Origin of the sequence: Listeria grandensis, from assembly GCF_014322885.1 — a bacterium.
In the GTDB taxonomy this organism is placed as follows: Bacteria; Bacillota; Bacilli; order Lactobacillales; family Listeriaceae; genus Listeria_A; species Listeria_A grandensis.
Genome location: NZ_JAASUG010000001.1, coordinates 368495 through 389533 on the forward strand (window position 1 = coordinate 368495; position 21039 = coordinate 389533).

A 21039-nucleotide genomic window follows, 5' to 3' on the forward strand; every position below is an offset into this window, starting at 1 on the left:
CTCCTAGAAAAGCGCCGATGCGCGACGCTTTTTAATCTTTTTAATAGGCGAACCAGATTGCTTTTTGTTTTGTGTAGGCAGCGAGGGAGTGTACGGCGAACTCTTTACCCCAGCCGCTTTGTTTCCAGCCTCCAAATGGGCTTGCAAAATCATAGCACCCGTATTTATTAACGAAAACCATCCCCGCTTCGAGCTGATTCGCCACACGGTGTGTACGGCTAGCATCATTCGTCCAAAAACCAGCAGCAAGGCCATATGTTGTATCATTCGCGATCCCTACAGCCTCTTCCTCGGTTTCAAATGGAATGACACACAAAACTGGGCCAAAAATTTCTTCGCGTACGGCTTTCATCGTATTATCCATATCTGACAAAATCGTTGGACGGACGTAAAAACCTCGCGCATTATCCCCAGTAGTATCACGGAAACCACCTGCAGAAACGGTGCCTCCCTCTTCTTTTGCACTCTCAATATAGCCAAGAATTTTCTCCATATGTGCTTCAGACACGGACGCGCCTTGATGAACACTTGGGTCGAAGGGATTACCGAGCTTATAGCTATCCGCGTATTCCGCGAGTTTTGCAACCACCTGCTCATAAATCGGCTTTTGAACAATCAGGCGTGTTGGGGCGGAACATTTCTCGCCTTTATGTGTGAACAGACCATAGAACGAGGTTTCGATCGCTTTATCTAAATCCGAGGCATCTGCAAAAATAATATTCGGGGACTTCCCGCCAAGTTCGAGTGATACTGCCTTTAAATTAGATTCTGCCGATGCTCGCACCAAATCACGACCAATCTCTGTACTCCCTGTAAAGGCTACTTTATCCACCTCTCTATGTCGCGCCAACGTCTGCCCCACAACGCCTCCACCGAGTGCTAAATTAATCACGCCATCTGGTAAAATTCCAGCTTCATCGATGATCTCAAATAAACGGATTGCTGAAAAAGAGGTTTTCTCTGACGGTTTCAAAATAATTGTATTTCCCATTGCAAGCGCTGGTGCCAGTTTCCACGCAGCCATATCAATTGGGAAATTAAATGGCACAATCTGTCCACAAACACCAATTGGATCGCGCGTTGTTATACTAAGAAAATCGCCCTCCACTGGATTATTTTCACCATAATATTTATTCGTCCAGCCTGCATAATAATCAAATAAATCTGCCGCTTCTTGCACATCATCTTGATAAGATTCGGTATATAATTTCCCATTATCAAGCGATTCAAGCGTTGCCAGTTCCGCTTGATGCTGCCTAATTAAACGCGCAATACCATGCATCATCTGCGCTCGTTCTTTGCGTGTAACTTTCTTCCAAGTGCTTTGAAGAGCCGTTTTAGCGCTTGCCACGGCCTGATTCACCTCTTCTTCACTACCCGCATAAATCGAACCAATCACCATTCCATCGATTGGGCTAATGGATTCAATTATCTGCGCAGTTTTCACCCATTGACCACCGATATATAATTTTTTCGGTGTACGTAACCATTCCTTAGCCCAGTCTAACTTCGGTTGCTCAATTCCTTTAAATTCTGCTATCATTTGTCGACACTCCTTTTAAAATTTCTATCAATTCCGATCTCGTCTTTTCGGATAATAAAGCTTGGACTTCTTTATACGTGAAATGTTCCTTTAAGTCTACAACGGTCGGTATTAGCGCCTTCGAATAGCTCGCACAGCGCTCTTTATTTACCATCAAACCTTGCAGACATCGTTCAGCAAGAAGTACCACCATCGCACGAAGCTGTGCCACACATTCTAGTAACTGCATTCCCGCCATATGCTCAAAAACGTTCAGATCGGTATCACTGTGACGGTAACAAAGATGTATCGTTGCCACTTTTCCAATAATGCTAAAAGCTCCCTGCATCACAGTTTCCGGAATAACAGGGTTCACCTTCCCTGGAAAAAATGTCGATCCAGCCATGTGGGCAGGCAATACGAGCTCTCCGATACCCGCCTCAGGGCCAGACGACAAAAAACGCAAGTCTTGGCAAATTTTTAGCAAAGTTTCTGCATAAAGTTTGATACCATCTGCAAGTTCTACAATATCATCCATATTTTGCGCACTATCAAAACCGTTTTCTGTCAAGTGAAGTTTCAAACCTGTGACTTCACATAGTTGATGCGTTATTTCTTCCTGATACAATGGGCTCGCGCCAATTCCAGATCCAATAACAGTTTTACCAAGGTTCACCGTCAATAAAGCAGGCATCCTATCCATCACCTTTTTCCGGCGCCGTTTTAGCACATCTGCATAACCACTGAAACGTTCCCCCTGGGTAAAGCGCATGCCATCTTGCAAGCAAGTCCGACTAATCGTCTCGATTTCCGCAAACAGAGTCGCCTTGTCCACCACCACAACTTCCAGTAATTCCAAATCATCTAGCAACTTCTCAAAATCACGATATAGCGCAATATGTAGCGCTGTATGACACGCATCCGCCGTCGATTGCGAGCGATTCACGTCCTCCGTCGCATCAACGCCCATACCTGCCACATGTGCCACCACCTCATTCACATTGACATTCGTTGCAATCCCGCCACCCCCATGGTAAGCATCCACAACAAAAGCCCCCCAGTCAGCATCTGCCAAAAGCGTATCACACGCCGTCGCAATCGCATTTCCCTTTGCCACACTTAGTTCTGAAATCGCCACATTCGTCAAACTTGCCGCTTTTTTCACTTCCAGCATCGCTCGGATAAAACTCGTTTTTCCAGACAATAAAACCCCCGAAAAAGATAAATTGGCAACTGCGCGCGCCGTCAAAATACCATATTGGTGGTTCTGTGGAATTTCTACCTCACCAAAATAATCTCGCTCTATTCGTGATTCAACTGTTTCACTCATAGTTAATTCCGACCTTTCCCTGAATTTCTACTTTTGATTGCGTCCAAATAAAGAAACCGCTTACTAAACAGCGTATCAGACCTATTCGATCTTCTATAAAGTCGTCTTTTTGAAAAATAATCCCCCAACCATTTGTTCATATTACGAAATTATTATTTCTTTATTTGAATTCAAAGCCATTATAGGGTATAAAATAGGAGGCGTCAACTTTGTGTTTTTATGCACTTAATTTCCGCTATAAAGTTTGATTATCATTCTGCCCCAACGACTCTGAATTGAAAAAATGAACTTTTAAAGCTATAATGAATAGTATGAAGAAACTAGTAGAAGATTCACCTAAAAAAAATATTTCTACTGTGCAATCCGTTGATAATGCGCTTTTATTATTAAGAATGATCAGTGAAAGTAAGATTGGGCTTTCCATTAATGATCTCATCGACAAAACGGGATTTAACCGTACAACCATTTGGCGATCGCTTAATTCTCTTGCAGAGCAAAGCCTTATTGAACGCAATGTGCAGACAAAACTGTATACGGTTGGCACCTTTTTTTATTTGCTATCCAACAAACATAATTACCACCAATTTCTCATTCGGCGGACGCATCATCTGATGAAAGAATTGTGCGCTGAAGTTCACGAAAGTGTCCACTTAAGCCTCCCTCTTACAACAACGACACTAACAATTGAGCAACTCGTTCCCGAAGATCAGGTCAAACTAATCGATTATATCAACGTTGAGTTGCCGCTCCATTCCACTTCTAGCGGTAAGATCGTGCTTAGTCTATTGGAAAATGGTGATTTAGAAGCGATTCTTGCTGGGCATTTGACAAGCTATTCACCAAGCACCATGACAGATCCTGACAAGCTACGAGCCGAAATCGCTTCCATCAAAAAAAATGGCTATGCAACTGTTTTTGGCGAACTAGAAACCGCTGAAAATGGACTTTCCCTTCCAATAACCGACCAAAATGAACAGCTGATTGCCTTGCTTAGCGTTTCTGGCCCAGGCTTTCGCTTCACGGAAGATAAAATGAAAGAAGCATTACCAATTATTCAAAAATATCGCGATTTGATGACGACGGCAATTCTTCGCGAAACAGAAATGGAGTAGGTGCTAACCAACCTATTCTTTTTTTGCGATCAATTTCACATGTCATTTTGTCTATAGCCTCACAATGAAATTCTGTCATTATGCTATTTTATCTTCCCTAAAATAAAACCATTGACAAAGTTTGTGATTTTGTCGTAGGATAGAAATCGAATAGTGAAATTACTTTTTCGTTATTCGAACTTTTATTAATCCCCCAGCAAAATATTTTTGTAATCCCTTACATTTTGAAAATAGGAGGATTTACTTATGTCGACGACTACGAAAGATTTGATACGCTTAGACGATGCGCCTTTAAATAAATTTCATATTAAGATAGCTGGCTTAACGTTTGGTGCACATTTTACAGATGGGTATATTATTGGTGTCATTGGTTTTGCTTTAACTTTGATTCAGCCACAAATGGGGCTCACTCCGCTTTGGATTGGCTTGATTGGTAGCTCTGCGCTGATTGGCTTGTTTTTAGGTAGCCTTGTTTTAGGTTGGATTTCTGATTATATTGGACGACAGAAAATCTTTGTAACGAGCTTTATTATTATTACACTTGGATCAGCCCTGCAATTTTTTGCGGATACGCCATTGGAATTGTTTTTATGCCGCGTCTTGCTTGGCATTGGACTAGGTGGTGATTATAGCGTCGGGCATACGATGCTAGCTGAATTTGCACCGCGAAAACATCGTGGAGTATTGCTAGGATCATTTAGCGTGATCTGGACATTTGGCTATGTAGCCGCTAGTTTTGTTGGCTTTTTCATGCAGTCGATGGGACCTGATGCCTGGCGGATTATGCTAGCTTCTTCGGCTTTACCTGCTTTCTTGATTTTAATTTTACGAATTGGGACACCGGAATCGCCACGTTGGTTGATTAGTAAAGGTCGTAAGGAGGAAGCGCTGGCAATTGTGCAGAAGCATGTCGGTTCAAACGTGATGCTAGATGATGAAGAAGAAACGACGACGAATAAAAAACGTAGCTTCATGACTTTGTTTAGTAAAGAGATGCGAAAACGGACAGCTTTTAATAGTTTATTCTTTGTTTGTCTTGTCATTCCTTATTTTGCGATTTATACGTTCCTGCCATCTATTCTGAATTTGATGGGACTTAGCGAGAACTTCGGAACGGATCTATTGCTTAATGTTATCTTGATCGTTGGGGCTGTACTTGGTATTTGGTTTACCATTATTTTTTCTAGACGTGGCTTCTTGATCTATTCGTTTATTTTTCTTAGCGTGATGTTGGTGCTTTTGAGTTTGCTTCCAACGAGTGCTAGTTTCTTGATGATCCTTGTTTTTGCAGGTTTTACGCTCATTATGTCCGCCGTTAGTAACCTTGTTGGTGTCTTCCCAGCTGAGAGTTTCCCAACGGAAATTCGTTCGCTAGGCGTCGGTTTTGCAACATCGATGAGTCGGTTGGGCTCTGCAATTGGAACGTTTTTATTACCGATTTCGACGGCAAGCTTTGGAATTCAATTTTCGACGATGGGGCTCGCCATTATCCTTATTATTGGAACGATTGTATCCATTGCATGGGCACCGGAAACAAAAAATTTAACACTTTCCGAGGCCGCAAAAAAAGACGATCGCCTTGTAAAATCTGTGCTTAAGGGAGAGAAATGATGTGAATACCGTACAGAATCAGCATCGAGTAGTAGCGGGGCTTCAGTTAACAAAAGAGGAACGTGATGCGCTTGGTATAACACCTTTTTTGCCGCGTCAAGTACTCGATTTGGAACAAGAGATGACAACCATACTCTCGCGTATGCGGGAAATGCCGACGGATTTTGCGAAATATTTATTTTTACGTGGGCTTCGTGAAAGGAATAAGGCGCTGTTTTATCATTTGATTAGTGCACATATCGAGGAGCTGCTACCAATCGTTTATACACCAACAATTAGTGAGCCAATTCAACGTTTTAGTCAGTGCTATGATGGCACCTCTGGTGTTTATTTTTCGATCGATCAAATGGCGGAATTGCCTCGTTTAATGGAGCAAGTGAAAGCAAAATATCCGCGGATTGATATTGTGATTGTGACAGATGGGGAAGGTATTTTGGGAATCGGTGACTGGGGCGTTGGTGGTAGCGAGATTGTAGCTGGTAAAGGAGTCGTTTATACAGTCGCAGCGCACATTCCAGCAGAGCGGATTCTGACAGTGATGCTTGATGTGGGGACAAATAATCCGGAGTTATTGGCAGATCCATACTACCTTGGATTGCGTCAAAAACGTGCCATTGGAGCAGAATACGATGCCTTTATTGCCGCTTTTATCACTGAGCTCAACCATTCTTATCCCCAAGCGTTACTACATTGGGAGGATTTCGGCCGGGAAAATGCAGACCGTTTATTGCAAAAATATGCGGATTCGTTTACATTCAACGACGATATCCAAGGTACTGGGATTATTGTTTTAGCAGCGCTCAGTGCAGCTCTCAAGCGAGTTCAGGCAGACCTCTTTGCACAGAAAATTTTTATATTCGGCGCGGGAAGTGCTGGACGAGGGATCGCTGCACAGATAAAAGATTGGCTAGTAACTCAGGGCTTGACGATGCAGGAAGCAGATCAATGTTTTTACTTTTTTGGGAAAGAGGGATTGATTTCAAAACAAAAAGAACTCGCAGGACTCCCCCTTGCAGAAGCAGTTAATCAGATTCATCCGACGGTTTTAGTTGGCACATCGACGTCGCCTGGAGCCTTTACGCGAGAAATTGTGACATCGATGGCACAATCCTGCGAAACACCGATCATTTTTCCAATTTCCAATCCAACTGCCTTAGCGGAAGCTACACCCCAAGATTTATTAGATTGGACGCAAAGCCGTGTTTTTGTGGCAACTGGAAGTCCTTTTGAGGATGTCATGATAGGTGGAAAACGCCACAGAGTCGCTCAAGCAAACAATGCGCTGGCCTATCCTGGCTTAGCACTCGGCGCAATTTTAGGCAATGCCACAAGAATTAATGCCAAGATGCTTTCTGTCGCAGCCGAAGCGATTGGTGCATTCGAAACAAGTGACGACGCCCTACTCCCAGCCATACCAGAGCTTCATGCTGTGTCGATGACAGTCGCAAAAGCAGTCGCTGAGTATAGCCTTGGAGAAACATGGAGCAATTCTGTATTTGAAGAAAAACTGTATACCTATTTGAACTAACGAAAAGGCGATGCCACTAGTTTCAGTGCATCGCCTCTTTTTTATGCGGTTATTTCGATCTGATTTCCTTCGCTGTCCAAAATAACACTTTCATAATAACCATCACCGGTTGTTCGTGGGCCGCTTTCTAAAACATAGCCATCTGTTTGTAACTGCTTGGTTAGCTCATCCACACGCTCTTTGCTACCAACTGAAAAAGCAATGTGTGCCCAACCAAGTTGCGCTTTTCCCTTCTCTTCGGTAATGTCTCGTCGATTCATAATTTCAAGACGTGCACCTGTCGGATACGTGATAAAATAAGAACAGAATCCTTTTGTTTCATTGGTGTATTTTTCATTAGCAACACCTTCAAAATAGCGTGTATAAAAATCCTTTGCTTGCTCAATATCTGCCACCCAAATAGCTACGTGTTCAATCTTCATTTTGCTCCTCCTTCTTTTGGCTGCTTTTTCTTAAATTCAAAATTGATCATCCACGGTCTTCCTTTTTTCAATGCCCAGTAACCGATCAACACAAAGACAAGTGAGCCGAGAACATCGACTATAATATCTCCCATTGTATCTGCTAATGCCGCACGACCTGCAAGCGGTGTCCCATTCGACAAATTATAACGCTGCATATTTAAGTTCATCAACCCGTCAAACGTGTACTCATAAATTTCCCAAAAAGCACCTAACGTGACGGCAAAGCAGAACGCAAAAACGGAAATAAAACCTGGTTTCATTTTCATCACGACATGCTTGTCATTATTCAGCAAGTTGACGAAGGAGAAACCGATGGCCCCGAGCATGGCACCACTGAATGTATGCAGAATCTTATCCCAATGCGGCACCGTAGAATAGAATTTTTGCACCGTTCCAAGATAAATAGATGCATACAAGAAAATTAAGAATAAAATATAGACTAACCCTGGTATCTCAAATTTGAATCGGTGGGATAAAATCGTTGGTAAAAGTAGTATAATGACTCCTAACACACATTCAAATAGCAAGAAAATATAATCACTGCGCAGTGTTACTTTTGGCTGACCCGGCGTTTGTTCCACTGGCGCCAAGAAAATTTCAACGGTGATAAAAATCATCGAAATCCCCATTGAAACGAAAATAAAGATCGCAATCCATTGCGCGATGCTCACTCCCTTTAATTTTGTTAACATTGTTCTCATCTCCTCTTCTTACAAAAGTCTTCCTTGATCCTTTTCATTATAGCAGAGTTACATACCTCAACGTTGAATGGATACGCCTATGCTTTCCACATAAACCGCCGTTCCTGTAATCTTGATCTCGTATGTAGCCTCTCTTTTGTGAACGTGCACCATTACTTTACCATCGCGACCAACCTCCGTACCTTGTTCCACCATGATATTCAGCTGATTTTCGAAATCTGGTGAAATATACGTGGCATAATAAGCACCCATAACACCTGATGCCGTCCCTGTAACCGGATCCTCGATTATCCCGGAAAATGGTGACGAGAAATGGCGCGCATGCATAGAAGCTTTCGGATCTATCGTTTCTAAACAAAATGGATGCACCGAAGCCCGAGGTATTTCTTTTAATATCTCTGGAAACCTCGCATTATCTGGTTTCATTTTTTGAAAGGTTTCCCTGTTTTTAATTGGTACGAGCAGCGTCCAAACCCCGGTACTTCCATACATAATCGGCCATTCCTCAGACAAATCATCGATCTCAATCCCTATTGCTTCGGCTAAATCCAAGCGAGAACCTGAAAACAGCTTAAAAGCAGGTGTAGCTTGCTCCATCGTTATCTCCAGTTGCCCGTGATCCAAACGCTCCGTTTTCACCGTCAAAATGCCTGCCTTAGTCTCTACCCGCATTTCACCCATTTCAGTCCAAAAATGTTGATCGTATAGCGCATAAATTGCTGCCATTGTTCCGTGTCCACACAGATCCATCTCATGTCCAGGAGTAAAATAGCGCAATCTTATATCCGCTATATCCGATTGTAGCACAAAAGCAGTCTCATTAAATCCTACTACCTTCGCAATCTCCTGCATCTCGTCTCCAGTTAGCTTATCAGCTTCCAACAACACACCGGCCGGATTTCCCCTATTCGGCACATGACTAAACGCATCATAACGATATACTTGCATTTCCCATCACTCCTTCTCTCAAATTATAACACTATTTCCCGGGAAATATTATTATGTTGTCAAATTAACGTCACATACAGATGCTATAGTTGTCCTCGAACCAATGAAGGAGGAATAAAAATGAAAAAAATGATGATCATAAGCATAGTAATGTTTCTACTCATCGGCACTGCTTGTTCACAGGACACAAGTGCCCAAACACCATCACAGATCGACAAAGAAAATAATAAACGAATCGAATATGCCCAAGGTGATTTTGAATATGAGGTTATTCCTGAAACATTCACATTAAAAATCACAAAAGACGGCACCACAGAAACCATCGCAGAACCCCAAGCCAAACGAAAAGTGAGCAATCTCCAAAAATCAGCCACAAAAACAAGTTGGGATTTCCCAGATGATAAGCTCCACGTTACCATCGAAAAACAGAAAAAATCACTTGCTGTCTCCATTCATTCTACCGATCCAAAAACATCGCACTTGGAGTGGCCTCGTGTAAATGCACCAACCTACACACTTCCTATCTCAGAAGGAAAACAAATTCCTCAAAACGATACGGCTTGGAAAAAATACTTCACCTCGGATAATGAGCAGACGATGAATGAATATTTCTCAATGAAATTTTTCACACTAAATAAAAAGAATTTCGCTGTATCTTATGTTACGCCTGATACATTCAACAATGATATTTTATTTCACACAGACCCAGCTATTCAGTTTAGCATCAAGCACACATTTTCTTCCGTAAACAAGGAAAAAAACTATAACTATCAAATTTTTGTTACGGATAACAATCCTGTAGCAATCGCCAAAAATTATCAAAATTATATCAAGGACCACCACCAGTTCACCACACTTGCTGAAAAAGAAAAGCAAAATCCTGAAATCAAAAAACTATACGGCGCACCGCACGCTTATCTTTGGAACAGCCGCGTGTTGACCGCTGATGATATGCATTGGAATACATTAAAGAGTGCCATCAATGATCCACTTTTCGAATGGATTGGAGATTTACTAGACAAATACGGTGATGATGGCGCAAAAGAGTATCGAACCGTAATAACCAATATAAAAAACGGGGAGCTCTATGCCTATGAAAAAAATATGATCTTAAATTCTCTCCAATATACTTTACAAATGAAGCAACTTTACAATCCTGATATCTTTAAAAATCCTGATGCAACCGCGGCAAAGTACATTGATAAGGGAATAAAAAACCTGAACGAGCAAGAACTTTACGATTTAAACAAACATCTGGTCGCTAACCAAATAACGGACCTTACTACACCAATAAATGAATGGGGACAATCTAATTCCAAGGATATTATTGCTTCCATGCAACAAGCAGGAATTAAAAACGCCTGGATTGGCCTTCCCAACTGGGTGAACGGCTTGATGAATCCGGCGTTTGTGGATGCTGCCAAAAAAGCAGGATATCTCGTTGGACCATACGATTCCTATCAGTCTATTCAGCAAAATGCGAGCATCGATTGGAACACCGCCTCCTTCCCAGATCCGACACTTTACGAAGATGCAACGGTTGAAAACGAGCAAGGCGAGAAACTCACTGGTTTCCTCGGAAAAGGTCGCAAACTTAATCCCACGCTTGTTTTTAATGCCGTGAAAACGCGCGTTGACGGTATTTTAGCAGGCGGTATTGGTTTTAATTCATGGTTTATGGACGTCGATGCTGCCGGTGAACTCCACGATGACTTCGCAAAAGCACATCCAACTACGCAAAAAGAAGATGCTGCAGCTCGAATGAAACGACTCGATTTTCTAACTAAAAAAGGACTCGTTGTTGGTTCAGAAGGCGGCAATGATTACGCTGCCTCCGATATCGCTTTTGCCCATGGATTGGAAACACCTGTTATTAAATGGGATGATCCTGATATGCGTGAAAATGAAGATAGCCCGTACTTTATCGGGAAATATGCTTCAATGGATGGCTCCATTCCGACACGCTATAGCAAAATTGTCCCAATAAAAGACGAATACAAGCCGATTTATACGAGTCCAGTTTATTCCCTACCACTTTTCAAATTGGTGTATAATCGTTCAGTCATTAGTACGCATCACTGGGAATGGGATAGTTACAAAATAAAAGGACAAACAGGCGAGCGTCGTCTCAAGGAATATTTATACAACACACCGCCCCTCTTCCATCTCGATGAAGCGAATTGGGAACTTCACGGCGCTGATATTGCCGCGAATATGAAAAACTGGACACCATTTCAAAAAGAAGCCTTGCAACATGAAATGTCAAACTTCCAAACACTCGATCAAGATCGTCTCGTTCAAAAAACAGAATTTGGTTCTAGGCTTCAAGTCATCGCCAACTTTTCTAATAAAGACTTTCAAGCAGACAAGTTGAAAATACCAGCACACACCGCGGTGATTCTTCAAAACGGCAAAAAAACACTCATTTCAACGGATACTCTCGATAAATAAACACTGAAAAAGACTGGGAGTTATTCTCCCAGTCTTTACTTATACATATTCGCCAGCAGTTACTTATCCATGAGCTCCTGCAATTCTCTTTGTCTCTCCTTAAACATATCGATCGTTTTTTGCAATCGTTGCTGTTGCTCTTCCGTTTGCGCACGCATCTGATCGATAACCACTTGGAAAGCCTCCGCGCATTCGCTCCACGTTGTATCTTTATTGCCATTCTCTAATGCATCCCGTTGCATATTAACAGCACCTTTCTTTATTTCATTTTTATTATATCTATACTACCCTATAATTATAACAAAATATGTATGAATTAGCCAAGGAAAATAATCAATTTTAGCAAAATAAACACAAAAAGACGCTACTCCCTCATTTTGAAGCGTAGCGTTTTTTCGATTTATCGGTTATTTTTTGTTCTGTGTAGGTAAGATTCATATAAAAGGTAGGCAACAAGAGCAAAAACAACAGGACCCGCAATCATCCAAATCGTGCTACTATAGTCACCTTGAAGAGATGGGTTGATAATCGTAAAGATATTTGCAAACCCAACAACAATCAATACAACAGCAGTTCCCAAATATGTCTGCCATTTCTTTTTATAAATCACAAATTCTCTTGTTAGGCCTTGCTTCGCCTTAAAGAATGGGAAGGCAAACGCTAAGAATAAGTAAGGCAATGTCATCGAAACATTTGCCATCAGTGTTAATTTATTATAAAAAGCAGAAGCATTATCGCCACCAAATGAGGCTAAAAGAATGATGATAGTTACGGCTAAGGCCTGCATCCACATTGCGAATTCCGGCATATTCGCCTTATTCATCTCTGTCATTTTTTTCGGCCAAACTTTAGCAGGTGTCCCTTGAATCAACGTTTTCAGAGGTGAGTAGATCAAGGTGAAAAATGCGCCCGTATAGGCTAGGAACATCGATAGCCCAGTGATTCTAGCAAACCAGGTGCCAATAGAAGCAGCGGCAGTTGTACTCACTTGAAGCGCATTCCCGAGCTCAAAACCAAGGTTATACATCAATACGTATGTGATATTTCCAAGGTTCGTTGTTTTACCACTAAGTACTTGTAACCAATTCGCACTCACGCCCCAAAGGAAAATCCCAAGCGCGTAACCAACGGAGATAATAATCGCCGAAATAATAACTCCTTTTGGGAAATTTTTCTCTGGATTTTTCGTCTGATCCACAAGTCCTCCAACCGCCTCAATTCCACCATATGCAAAAATCGCAAAAACGACAAACGAAAGCGTTGCAAGTGGCGTCACATAAGACGGATTAGGTGATTCAACAAAAGAGCTCCAGCCAGTAATCGGCTGTGCAAATTCCCCACCGTTCAGGAAAATAATCAGCAAACTTACGAGTAGAAGCACAACATTCAAGCCGGTAACCGCAATCCCTCCAACCGCCGTTACCTTCGAAATCTGTTTCAAACCACGCGACGCAAAGAATGTGATAGCAAGCATCCAAATAATTGCCAGAATACCGACTGTCTGAGTTGATGTTAATGAAAATAGGCGCCATTCTTGCGTCTTATCCCCACCAAAAATGAATGTTGAGAGCGGAATCCACACTTTGGAAGATGTACTCACCATCCAGATTACATAGGAAGCAAACCACATAAAAGTCCCAATAAAAGCAAACCGTGGCCCCACACTATCATTCATCCATGAGAAAATACCGCCTTGTTCTTTTTTGTATGTCGAGCCAAATTCCGCCATCATCAAAGCGTACGGAATAAAAAAACAAATCGCGGATAAAATATACCATGGAATCGCGCCATAGCCCATCAGATAGAACGCGGATGGACTGTTTGCAAATCCAAATACCGAAGTAAAAATCATCAGTATAAGCCCAATCAATGTTAATTTTTTCACTTGTGTTGTCATATATATCCCCCAATTTTTTATTTTGAAACTGCTATCGTGATAAAATATTATTAAAAACGTAATTAAGTCTACTTTTATCTGATAATTAAATTAAAATAGATCGACTCTTTAACCTCCGACCAATCTACAAAAGAAAGTAAAACTTGTATAGCAAAAGGATTATACCATACATTCGTTTATCGGGTCATCCATTTATATGCCTATTTTGTTGTTATTTTTACATGCCCGATGATACGTTGCATAATTTCGTGCCCATAACTAACTTCACATGACAAGTGATGCATCTCCTACAACAAATCGGTCGATCACCATCATTTCATTCTACTGGCGATCGACCGATTTTAATTTTATAAGATTGGGGACAGTAGACTCGCCAATGTCTCCTTCATCCGTTGTGTTCTTGATTTGGCTTTCATATCAGCGTCAGTGAATAAATAACTCTCAAGAAAATCTGCGTTGAAATCTCGTTCTATCTGTACAATAGCTTCACTGCGATCATATAAAAATACCATTAATTCATGATTTAAACGGAAGCTACGAATATCAAAATTAGCTGTCCCTACTGCTGCACGTTCACCGTCAACAAGCATTACCTTCGCATGGATAAAGGAATCGTCACGATACGAATACATTTTTGCTCCTGCATCAATCATGGTCTGGATGTAGGCATTACTTCCATTGAAAGACACGCCTCGGTCACCCTTACCTGGGACGACAACGCGAACGTCAATTCCGCTCATGGAAATACGCCGAATAACAGCAAGTGATTCTTCATCTGGTACAAAATAGGGGCTGGCAATCCAGACAGACTTCTTGGCAGAACTCATTAAATCAAGCATGGCGTCACGCACCCACTTCTCTTTGTCATACGGTCCGCCATAAACGACCTGAATCCAATCATCTGCACCTGTGGCTGGCTGTGCATTAAGATAGCGCGCAATTCCAGCTTCACTAATAAACTCATCCGCACTACCAGCATAGTTCTCCATGTAGACCCAGTCACATAGAAAAGATTCTTGCAACTCGATGACACCGGTACCTTCAATTTGCATATGAGTATCCCGCCAAATTTCAAAGTCAGATGTGTTGCTACGATATTCCTCGCCAACATTAAGCCCACCTGTAAAGCCAATTTTCCCGTCAATAACAATCATTTTACGATGGTTCCGCAGGTTCGCTGTACGCGCAATCCAAATTGAACGCACGGGATCATATGCATAAATCGATGCCCCCGCTTCTCTTAGCGGTTCCAAAAATTCGTCTTTTAAGTGTGCCGATCCCATGCCATCAAACATAAAACGAACCGTCACACCGGCCTTCGCTTTCTCAATCAAGATATCTCGTATTTCTGTTGAAATTTTATCTTGCCGATAAATATAATATTGCATGTGGATATGATCCTCTGCTTCGCGCAAGGCCGCTAAAATAGCTGGAAATGTTTTCGAACCATTCGTTAAAATCTTGACTTTATTCCCATTCATCGGCCGAATATCGGTTAATGCATAGAGGCTTTTTGAAAGCTCCGGCAACTCTTTTTCCGATTGGTGGATGGGCAAATTATGTATCGTCTCAATAAGTTTCTCTCTTTCTTTGATTTGATTTGCCGAAAAGATACGATTTTGTGGGTTTCTACCGAAGAATAAATAGAGTACAACACCTAATATTGGTAACACGAACACAGCAGCCAACCAAGCAATTTTGGATGTAGTATTGCGCTGATCCAAAAGAAGTAGGCGCAAAGCGATGCAAACAGCCGTGATTTCTCCGATAATAGTTAGAATGGTTAGAATAAACCCCGACCAAGTATATAAAAACCAACCTACAAACGCAAATAAAACTAAAATAACGATAAACTGAATTAATTTTGGCATATCATGGCTCCCTTGTATAGTATATTTATAGTCAACTATTTGTTCTTTGAAAACGAAAAAAACAAACGTTGTTTAAAGAATAGTGAATGAAAATGAATCACCACGCGCTTTACAACATCCCCTGTTAAAAAGGAAAAGTATACAGCGCTGCAGTACTTGACACGAGCATTCCAGGTATCGGTAAAATCTACGCCGCGGGCTTCGTTTCGTGTGGCCTCTTTTATTAGATCTACTCTTTCTTCACACTAGACTTACTACCACTAGATTTTATACCACTAGACTTTTAATATTTCTGCTTTCATTATACATCGAATGTCTGCGTTTGTCCTCTTCTATCAAAAACGGCCGCGCCTAGTTCTACCGAGCGCGACACATTTTATTAATATTTCCAAAGCTTGAATTTCCCAGCATCGTGCAAGTCTTTGATAATAACCGTCACAATTGGTGCCATGATGAGCCCGATAATGCCGAACAGTTGGAGCCCGATGTAAAGTGTAAATAGAGCCACAACTGGATTTAAGCCTAGTTTTGTACCGAGGATTTTTGGCTCGATAATATTTCGAATGACAGTAATCACGCCGTACAGGATAAGTAGTTCAATCCCAAAAGCAAAATTGCCGTTGATCATGGTGATCAGGACCCACGGAATCATGATGCCGCCAGTACCAAATACCGGGATCATATCAAAAACAGAAATCCCAAGCGCAATCCAAATCGCATTTGGCACACCGAGAATGGTAAGTCCGATAAACAGCTCCACACAAGTAATTCCCGCGATAATAAGATAAGCTTTTACGTACTCGACCGTCGTAGTTTTGAAATGCTTATGCACATTTTGCACCGTTTCATTCACGCGATCTGGCAACTGCTTACGCATAAACTCCCCAACCTTATCAAAATCCCACACAATGAAAAAGGAAAATAACATGCTGAAGGAAAAGAAGATAAAAATACTTGGCAAAGAAAGCGTTACAGAACCGACCCAGCTCGCGATACTTCCCGAAAGCGAAAGCGCAAATCGCCCAATTTTGGCGATGACAGCATGGAACACATCCGTATACTGTTTCAAAAGATCAGGCGCAATATTCTCAATCCAGTCGGCACCCCAATCTTCAATTTTTTGCAATGCCGGTAAAACATCATTTTGATAATGACCTGGAATACTGCTAATCGAGCTACCGAGTAACTTGAACAACTCGAGCAATCCAAGAAAAAGCAGTCCACTGAGGATCGTGTAGAAAAGTAACATCACGATAAGTCCCCAAGCCTTGCGATTCCGCCATTTTGTTTTCCGGGCGAGTAACCTTGTCAGCGGCATACACATCCAAGCCAGCCCAAACCCGATCAAAAACGGATAAGTAAGCGGCAAAACATACTTTATAAACAGAAAAATAATAACAACAATACTAGCAATATACAAAAAGCGAATCAAAAACCGTTTCTGCTTCTCTAAATCCGGTTTCTGAGCGCTCTCCCGTTCCTCATCCAAAAGCACCCCTCCGTTCTATTCCAATACTATGAGCCAATATGTACTCCAAACTTCATCGGAAGCGAGAAAGCATCAGTTCCTGGGCAAAAGCGAGCACCGAAGCGGCACGTACGGGTTGTACATGAGCATCGGAGCACAGCTTTTCACGACAGAAATGAGGCCTTCTCGCCCCGGTGAAAGATTAGAAGAAGTCGTGCATCATCGCTTTAATTTCTCCCACCGATTTGTCCATGTCTTGTTGTTCCTTGTCATTTAGCGGCATTTCAATAATAAACTTGATTCCTTCACGATTTATAACGGCCGTTGAACCAATATAAATATCGCGATGACCGTACTCACCTTCTAAATAAACCGAAAGTGGCAAAATCGCATTTTCATCATTAAAAATCGCTTTTGTGATCCGAGCAAGCGAAATCGCAATACCGTAGTAGGTAGAACCTTTGTACTCGATGATTTCATAAGCTGCGTCACGAACGCGATGGAATAGCTCATCAAGCACTGTATCCGTGATTTCGGGATGATCTCGCATCCATTCTTTGATCTGTAAGCCACCAATATTCGCGTGTGACCAGACCGGAAACTGACTGTCGCCATGCTCGCCTAGCGTGTAAGCCTGTACGTCACGGGCGTCAACGCCAACGAGTTCTGCCAGTGCTTGTTGGAATCTCGCGCTATCAAGCGATGTTCCAGAACCAACGACACGGTTCTTTGGCAATCCTGAGTATTTCCAAACGGCATACGTCAAAACATCTACCGGATTGCTTGCTACGAGGAAAATACCATCAAAACCGCTGGCCATCACGCTATCCACAATGGCTTTTGTGATTTTCAAATTTTTGCTGATCAAATCGAGCCTAGTTTCACCAGGTGCTTGCGCTGCGCCTGCTGTGATAACAACGAGATCTGCATCGGTACAATCGTCATAACTCGCCACATAGATCCGTTTTGGCGAAGTGTAAGCTAGGCCGTGCGACAAATCCAACGCGTCACCTGTTTTTTTACCTACATTTAAGTCGATAATACCGATTTCACGTGCGATATTTTGCGAAGTCAGTGCGAAGGCATAGCTTGCTCCAACATCTCCCGCTCCTACTAAAATCACTTTTTGTTTGTCTTTACGCATATTTCTCGTCTCCTTTTTGTTTGCGATTTTTAACCGCTTTTTGAATTTCTACAAAAATTAATGGAAAAACTGATAAACCAAATGCTAACAACCAATGTGTCAAGCTAAGCGGTACCAGGTAAAACATGTTTGCAACTGGTGGAATCAGCACCATCAGTAAAATAATGACCATCGATAGCATCGCGCTAAAGAATAGCGGTTTGTTCGATAAAAAGCCGATTTTGAAAATGGACTCATCGCTACGAACATTAAAAATATGCGACACGGACGACCAGGCTAAAATAACGAACGCCATTGTCATCCCAACGTCTGCACTTGCGCCAATGGTAGCATTGATATCAACAAATCTACCGACATAAAATCCGACCAAGGTCACCACGGTAAACACAACGGCTTGCGTCGCTACTTTTGCACCTAAACCATTCGCAAAAATGCCACTATTTTTCTTCATCGGCGGACGATCCATCACATTCGCGTCTGCTTTTTCACGACTCAAACAAAAACCAGGAATCCCATCTGCAACAACGTTAATGAGCAGTAACTGTACTGCCACAACTGGTGCTCCCCAGCCAAGCGTAATCGCGATAAACATGATAAAAATCTGCGAGAAGTTTGTGCTGAGCAAGAAATAAATCGTTTTGCGAATGTTTTCGTACGCCGTCCGACCTTCTGACACCGCATCTACAATGGTCGCGAAATTATCATCCGTGATCACCATATCTGCTGCATTTTTTGATACGTCTGTTCCGGTAATTCCCATCGCAGCTCCAACATCCGCCGCTTTCAAAGCAGGTGCATCATTGACGCCATCTCCGGTCATCGTTACTACTTCGCCATTTTTTTGCCAAGCTTGGACGATCCGAATTTTATCCTCAGGGCTCACTCGGGCATAAACCGCGTAGTCGCGAACTGTGCGTTCCAATTCTTCCTGTGACATCTCCGCAAGCTCCACGCCAGTAATCGATTTATCTCCTTCTTCCAAAATGCCAATCTCACGAGCAATTGCAGAAGCGGTCACAATATGGTCTCCCGTAATCATGACTGTTTTTATTCCCGCCTTCTTCGCCTCCAAAACCGCACGCTTACTCTCAGGTCTTGGCGGATCGATCATGCCTACCATCCCTGCAAACGTCAGATCATGTTCCAGCGCCTCTGCAGTTAAATCTACCGGCATCTCCGTATAACGTTTATAAGCCACCGCAATGACCCGCAACGCTTTTTCCGCAAATTGATCATGGATTTCACGCGCTTGCTCTAACAACTCCTCCGAAAAAGAAACCGGAATCCTATCAAAAGCGCCTTTTGTAATCGCTAAGAAACCGTCCTCCACTTCATGAATAGTCGTCATCAACTTGCGCTCCGAATCAAATGGTAATTCAAATACACGAGGCGATTTCTGTTCCAATTCCTTTTTCGTCAAGCCTTTCTCACCTAGCAACCTGATAATAGAAGATTCCGTCGGGTCACCAATGATATTCTCGACGCCCTCCGTCACTTCAATCGTTGCATTATTTGATAAGCTCAGCATTTCCAACAGCGTATCTTCTTGCGCGCTAAATGTTTCCTCCACTTTTTTCGGCGTCACACCGACCGACCAGATTTGCTGAATGCGCATCTTGTTCTGCGTCAACGTCCCCGTCTTATCCGAACAGATAACCGACGTGTTTCCAATCGTTTCCACAGCTGGAATCCGTCTAATAATCGTATTTTTCTTCACCATATTCTGCACGCCGTAAGCCAGTGTAATCGTCACGATCACCGGCAATGTCTCCGGAACCGCAGCAACCGCAAGCGATACCGCGATCATCAACATCTCAATCATCGTTTCACCGTGCCATAAGCCGATTCCAAAAACAAGAACACCAGCAACGAGCGCAACAATACTCAGACGCTTCGCAAGCTCCTTCAAGCGTTTTTGCAGCGGTGTTTCCGTTTTCTTCGTCGCATTAATCAGGCTCGCAATTTTCCCCATCTCGGTCTGCATCCCGGTTTCCACAACAATCGCACGCGCGCGTCCTCCCGTGACTAAGCATCCCGAAAACAGCATATTAAAGCGATCTCCAAGCGGTGATGCCTCCGTCACAATCGCGTTTGCATCCTTTTCCACCGGTAAGCTCTCACCCGTAAGCGCTGACTCCTCGACTTGCAAACTACTGCTATCAATGATTCGCGCATCCGCCGGAATCATGTCCCCCGCACCAAGCTCAATCAGATCTCCCGGTACAAGTTGCGTCGCGTCAATCTCCTGCTTCACACCATCACGAATCACCAGCGTCATGTGCGCATTCATGTTCTGCAAAGCCTCAAGCGCCCGTTCTGCGTTATTCTCCTGATAAATCCCTAACACCATGTTCAGCACAACAATCGCCAAAATCACAATTACTTTCGGATATCCGTATCCTGTCGTTACTGCCAGATACAGAGAAATTGCCGCTGCTACAAGTAAAATAATCGTCGTGATCTCTAGTAAATGATGCCCAATTTTAGCAAGTAATGTTTCCTTTTGGCCTTCCTCGAACTTATTTGCTCCCTGTTCAATTTTTTTCCTCGTTGCAGCACCTGTCGTTAACCCTTTGCTCTCATTCGAATTAAGCGCCGTAAAAATATCCTGTATTGCTTTTTCCATCCATTTCATCCTGATTACCTCCACACTATGTTTCTCCATACGTGATTCCCTACCAAAATAATTGCGCTATTAAAGTAATCTTACAATTCGTGTCTTGATGGTTTATGTAACAATCATACAGCTATTCTATACTATTCCCGAAAAAAAAAACTACAACCCCTCCAATAACTATTTCTGATCAAAAGTAGCATCATTTCAAAATTTACGAGTGGTTCTAGTCTTTATTATGTTATTTACGATGTTGTTTTTAGAATGTCAATGTGTGATCAACGACTAATTGCAAATAGTGAGAAAAGTGCGACTGTATATGACACTTTACAATTCCCTTCGCTAGCTTCTCTCTCTATTACTTCCATTTCTAATAAT

At 42.4% G+C, this 21039-nt stretch carries 15 protein-coding genes; 4 read left to right on the top strand and 11 right to left on the bottom strand.

Features of this window, described 5'->3' with window-relative positions:
• Positions 1-40 precede the first annotated feature (40 nt).
• Together HCJ54_RS01710 and HCJ54_RS01715 are read right to left on the bottom strand one after the other, a co-directional pair.
• A complete protein-coding gene (locus HCJ54_RS01710) occupies positions 41-1543 on the bottom strand; it encodes an aldehyde dehydrogenase family protein (RefSeq protein ID WP_187136393.1) in 1503 nt (500 codons plus the stop codon).
• Positions 1527-2852 carry a lyase family protein gene (locus HCJ54_RS01715; protein ID WP_187136394.1) on the bottom strand — a complete coding sequence of 442 codons (1326 nt, stop codon included), beginning with the start codon at positions 2850-2852 and terminating at the stop codon, positions 1527-1529. Before HCJ54_RS01715 ends, HCJ54_RS01710 begins: the two co-directional genes overlap by 17 nt.
• A gap of 311 nt (positions 2853-3163) precedes the next feature.
• Here HCJ54_RS01715 and HCJ54_RS01720 point away from each other — a divergent pair, with 311 nt between their 5' ends.
• From HCJ54_RS01720 to maeA, 3 genes are all read left to right on the top strand, one after another.
• The gene (locus HCJ54_RS01720) at positions 3164-3964 is read left to right on the top strand and encodes an IclR family transcriptional regulator (protein ID WP_187136395.1); all 801 of its coding nucleotides are present in this window, start codon (positions 3164-3166) and stop codon (positions 3962-3964) included.
• A gap of 246 nt (positions 3965-4210) precedes the next feature.
• Positions 4211-5575 (top strand): MFS transporter, encoded by a 1365-nt coding sequence (locus HCJ54_RS01725; protein ID WP_187136396.1) that lies wholly within the window; start codon positions 4211-4213, stop codon positions 5573-5575.
• 1 nt (position 5576) lies between these two features.
• A complete protein-coding gene (maeA, locus tag HCJ54_RS01730) occupies positions 5577-7103 on the top strand; it encodes an oxaloacetate-decarboxylating malate dehydrogenase (RefSeq protein ID WP_187136397.1) in 1527 nt (508 codons plus the stop codon).
• Positions 7104-7144: 41 nt separating this feature from the next.
• On the opposite strand, the gene HCJ54_RS01735 is transcribed toward maeA, so the two are convergent.
• The 3 genes from HCJ54_RS01735 to HCJ54_RS01745 form a co-directional block, all read right to left on the bottom strand.
• Positions 7145-7525, bottom strand: coding sequence for a VOC family protein (locus HCJ54_RS01735; protein ID WP_036066196.1), 381 nt, complete (start codon positions 7523-7525; stop codon positions 7145-7147).
• Positions 7522-8259: a DUF2238 domain-containing protein gene (locus HCJ54_RS01740; RefSeq protein WP_187136398.1), complete on the bottom strand. Its 738-nt coding sequence runs from the start codon at positions 8257-8259 to the stop codon at positions 7522-7524. The genes HCJ54_RS01735 and HCJ54_RS01740 overlap by 4 nt, the downstream gene beginning before the upstream one ends.
• A gap of 66 nt (positions 8260-8325) precedes the next feature.
• A complete protein-coding gene (locus HCJ54_RS01745) occupies positions 8326-9216 on the bottom strand; it encodes a PhzF family phenazine biosynthesis isomerase (RefSeq protein ID WP_187136399.1) in 891 nt (296 codons plus the stop codon).
• Positions 9217-9336: 120 nt separating this feature from the next.
• Between HCJ54_RS01745 and HCJ54_RS01750 the strand changes: the two genes are divergently transcribed.
• Positions 9337-11667, top strand: a complete 2331-nt coding sequence (locus HCJ54_RS01750) for a glycoside hydrolase (RefSeq protein ID WP_187136400.1) — start codon at positions 9337-9339, stop codon at positions 11665-11667.
• A 59-nt stretch (positions 11668-11726) separates the two neighbouring features.
• Here HCJ54_RS01750 and HCJ54_RS01755 read toward each other — a convergent pair whose 3' ends face one another.
• From HCJ54_RS01755 to HCJ54_RS01780, 6 genes are all read right to left on the bottom strand, one after another.
• Complete coding sequence (locus HCJ54_RS01755) at positions 11727-11909, bottom strand: hypothetical protein (protein ID WP_036066202.1); 183 nt, start codon at positions 11907-11909, stop codon at positions 11727-11729.
• A gap of 158 nt (positions 11910-12067) precedes the next feature.
• Positions 12068-13564, bottom strand: a complete 1497-nt coding sequence (gene yjeM / locus HCJ54_RS01760; protein ID WP_187136401.1) for a glutamate/gamma-aminobutyrate family transporter YjeM — start codon at positions 13562-13564, stop codon at positions 12068-12070.
• Between the two features lie 347 nt (positions 13565-13911).
• The gene (cls, locus tag HCJ54_RS01765; RefSeq protein ID WP_187136402.1) at positions 13912-15435 is read right to left on the bottom strand and encodes a cardiolipin synthase; all 1524 of its coding nucleotides are present in this window, start codon (positions 15433-15435) and stop codon (positions 13912-13914) included.
• 379 nt (positions 15436-15814) lie between these two features.
• The gene (ytvI, locus tag HCJ54_RS01770) at positions 15815-16924 is read right to left on the bottom strand and encodes a sporulation integral membrane protein YtvI (protein ID WP_187136403.1); all 1110 of its coding nucleotides are present in this window, start codon (positions 16922-16924) and stop codon (positions 15815-15817) included.
• A gap of 181 nt (positions 16925-17105) precedes the next feature.
• The gene (locus HCJ54_RS01775) at positions 17106-18047 is read right to left on the bottom strand and encodes an L-lactate dehydrogenase (protein ID WP_185410744.1); all 942 of its coding nucleotides are present in this window, start codon (positions 18045-18047) and stop codon (positions 17106-17108) included.
• The gene (locus tag HCJ54_RS01780) at positions 18040-20682 is read right to left on the bottom strand and encodes a cation-translocating P-type ATPase (RefSeq protein WP_187136404.1); all 2643 of its coding nucleotides are present in this window, start codon (positions 20680-20682) and stop codon (positions 18040-18042) included. The genes HCJ54_RS01775 and HCJ54_RS01780 overlap by 8 nt, the downstream gene beginning before the upstream one ends.
• Between the last annotated feature and the right edge of the window lie 357 nt (positions 20683-21039).

Bases quoted from the DNA above. Each gene is read 5' to 3' on its own strand.
- HCJ54_RS01710 (WP_187136393.1), bottom strand. From the start codon at position 1,543: ATGATAGCAGAATTTAAAGGAATTGAGCAACCGAAGTTAGACTGGGCT.
- HCJ54_RS01715 (WP_187136394.1), bottom strand. From the start codon at position 2,852: ATGAGTGAAACAGTTGAATCACGAATAGAGCGAGATTATTTTGGTGAG.
- HCJ54_RS01720 (WP_187136395.1), top strand. From the start codon at position 3,164: ATGAAGAAACTAGTAGAAGATTCACCTAAAAAAAATATTTCTACTGTG.
- HCJ54_RS01725 (WP_187136396.1), top strand. From the start codon at position 4,211: ATGTCGACGACTACGAAAGATTTGATACGCTTAGACGATGCGCCTTTA.
- HCJ54_RS01735 (WP_036066196.1), bottom strand. From the start codon at position 7,525: ATGAAGATTGAACACGTAGCTATTTGGGTGGCAGATATTGAGCAAGCA.
- HCJ54_RS01740 (WP_187136398.1), bottom strand. From the start codon at position 8,259: ATGTTAACAAAATTAAAGGGAGTGAGCATCGCGCAATGGATTGCGATC.
- HCJ54_RS01745 (WP_187136399.1), bottom strand. From the start codon at position 9,216: ATGCAAGTATATCGTTATGATGCGTTTAGTCATGTGCCGAATAGGGGA.
- HCJ54_RS01750 (WP_187136400.1), top strand. From the start codon at position 9,337: ATGAAAAAAATGATGATCATAAGCATAGTAATGTTTCTACTCATCGGC.
- HCJ54_RS01755 (WP_036066202.1), bottom strand. From the start codon at position 11,909: ATGCAACGGGATGCATTAGAGAATGGCAATAAAGATACAACGTGGAGC.
- yjeM (WP_187136401.1), bottom strand. From the start codon at position 13,564: ATGACAACACAAGTGAAAAAATTAACATTGATTGGGCTTATACTGATG.
- cls (WP_187136402.1), bottom strand. From the start codon at position 15,435: ATGCCAAAATTAATTCAGTTTATCGTTATTTTAGTTTTATTTGCGTTT.
- HCJ54_RS01775 (WP_185410744.1), bottom strand. From the start codon at position 18,047: ATGCGTAAAGACAAACAAAAAGTGATTTTAGTAGGAGCGGGAGATGTT.
- HCJ54_RS01780 (WP_187136404.1), bottom strand. From the start codon at position 20,682: ATGAAATGGATGGAAAAAGCAATACAGGATATTTTTACGGCGCTTAAT.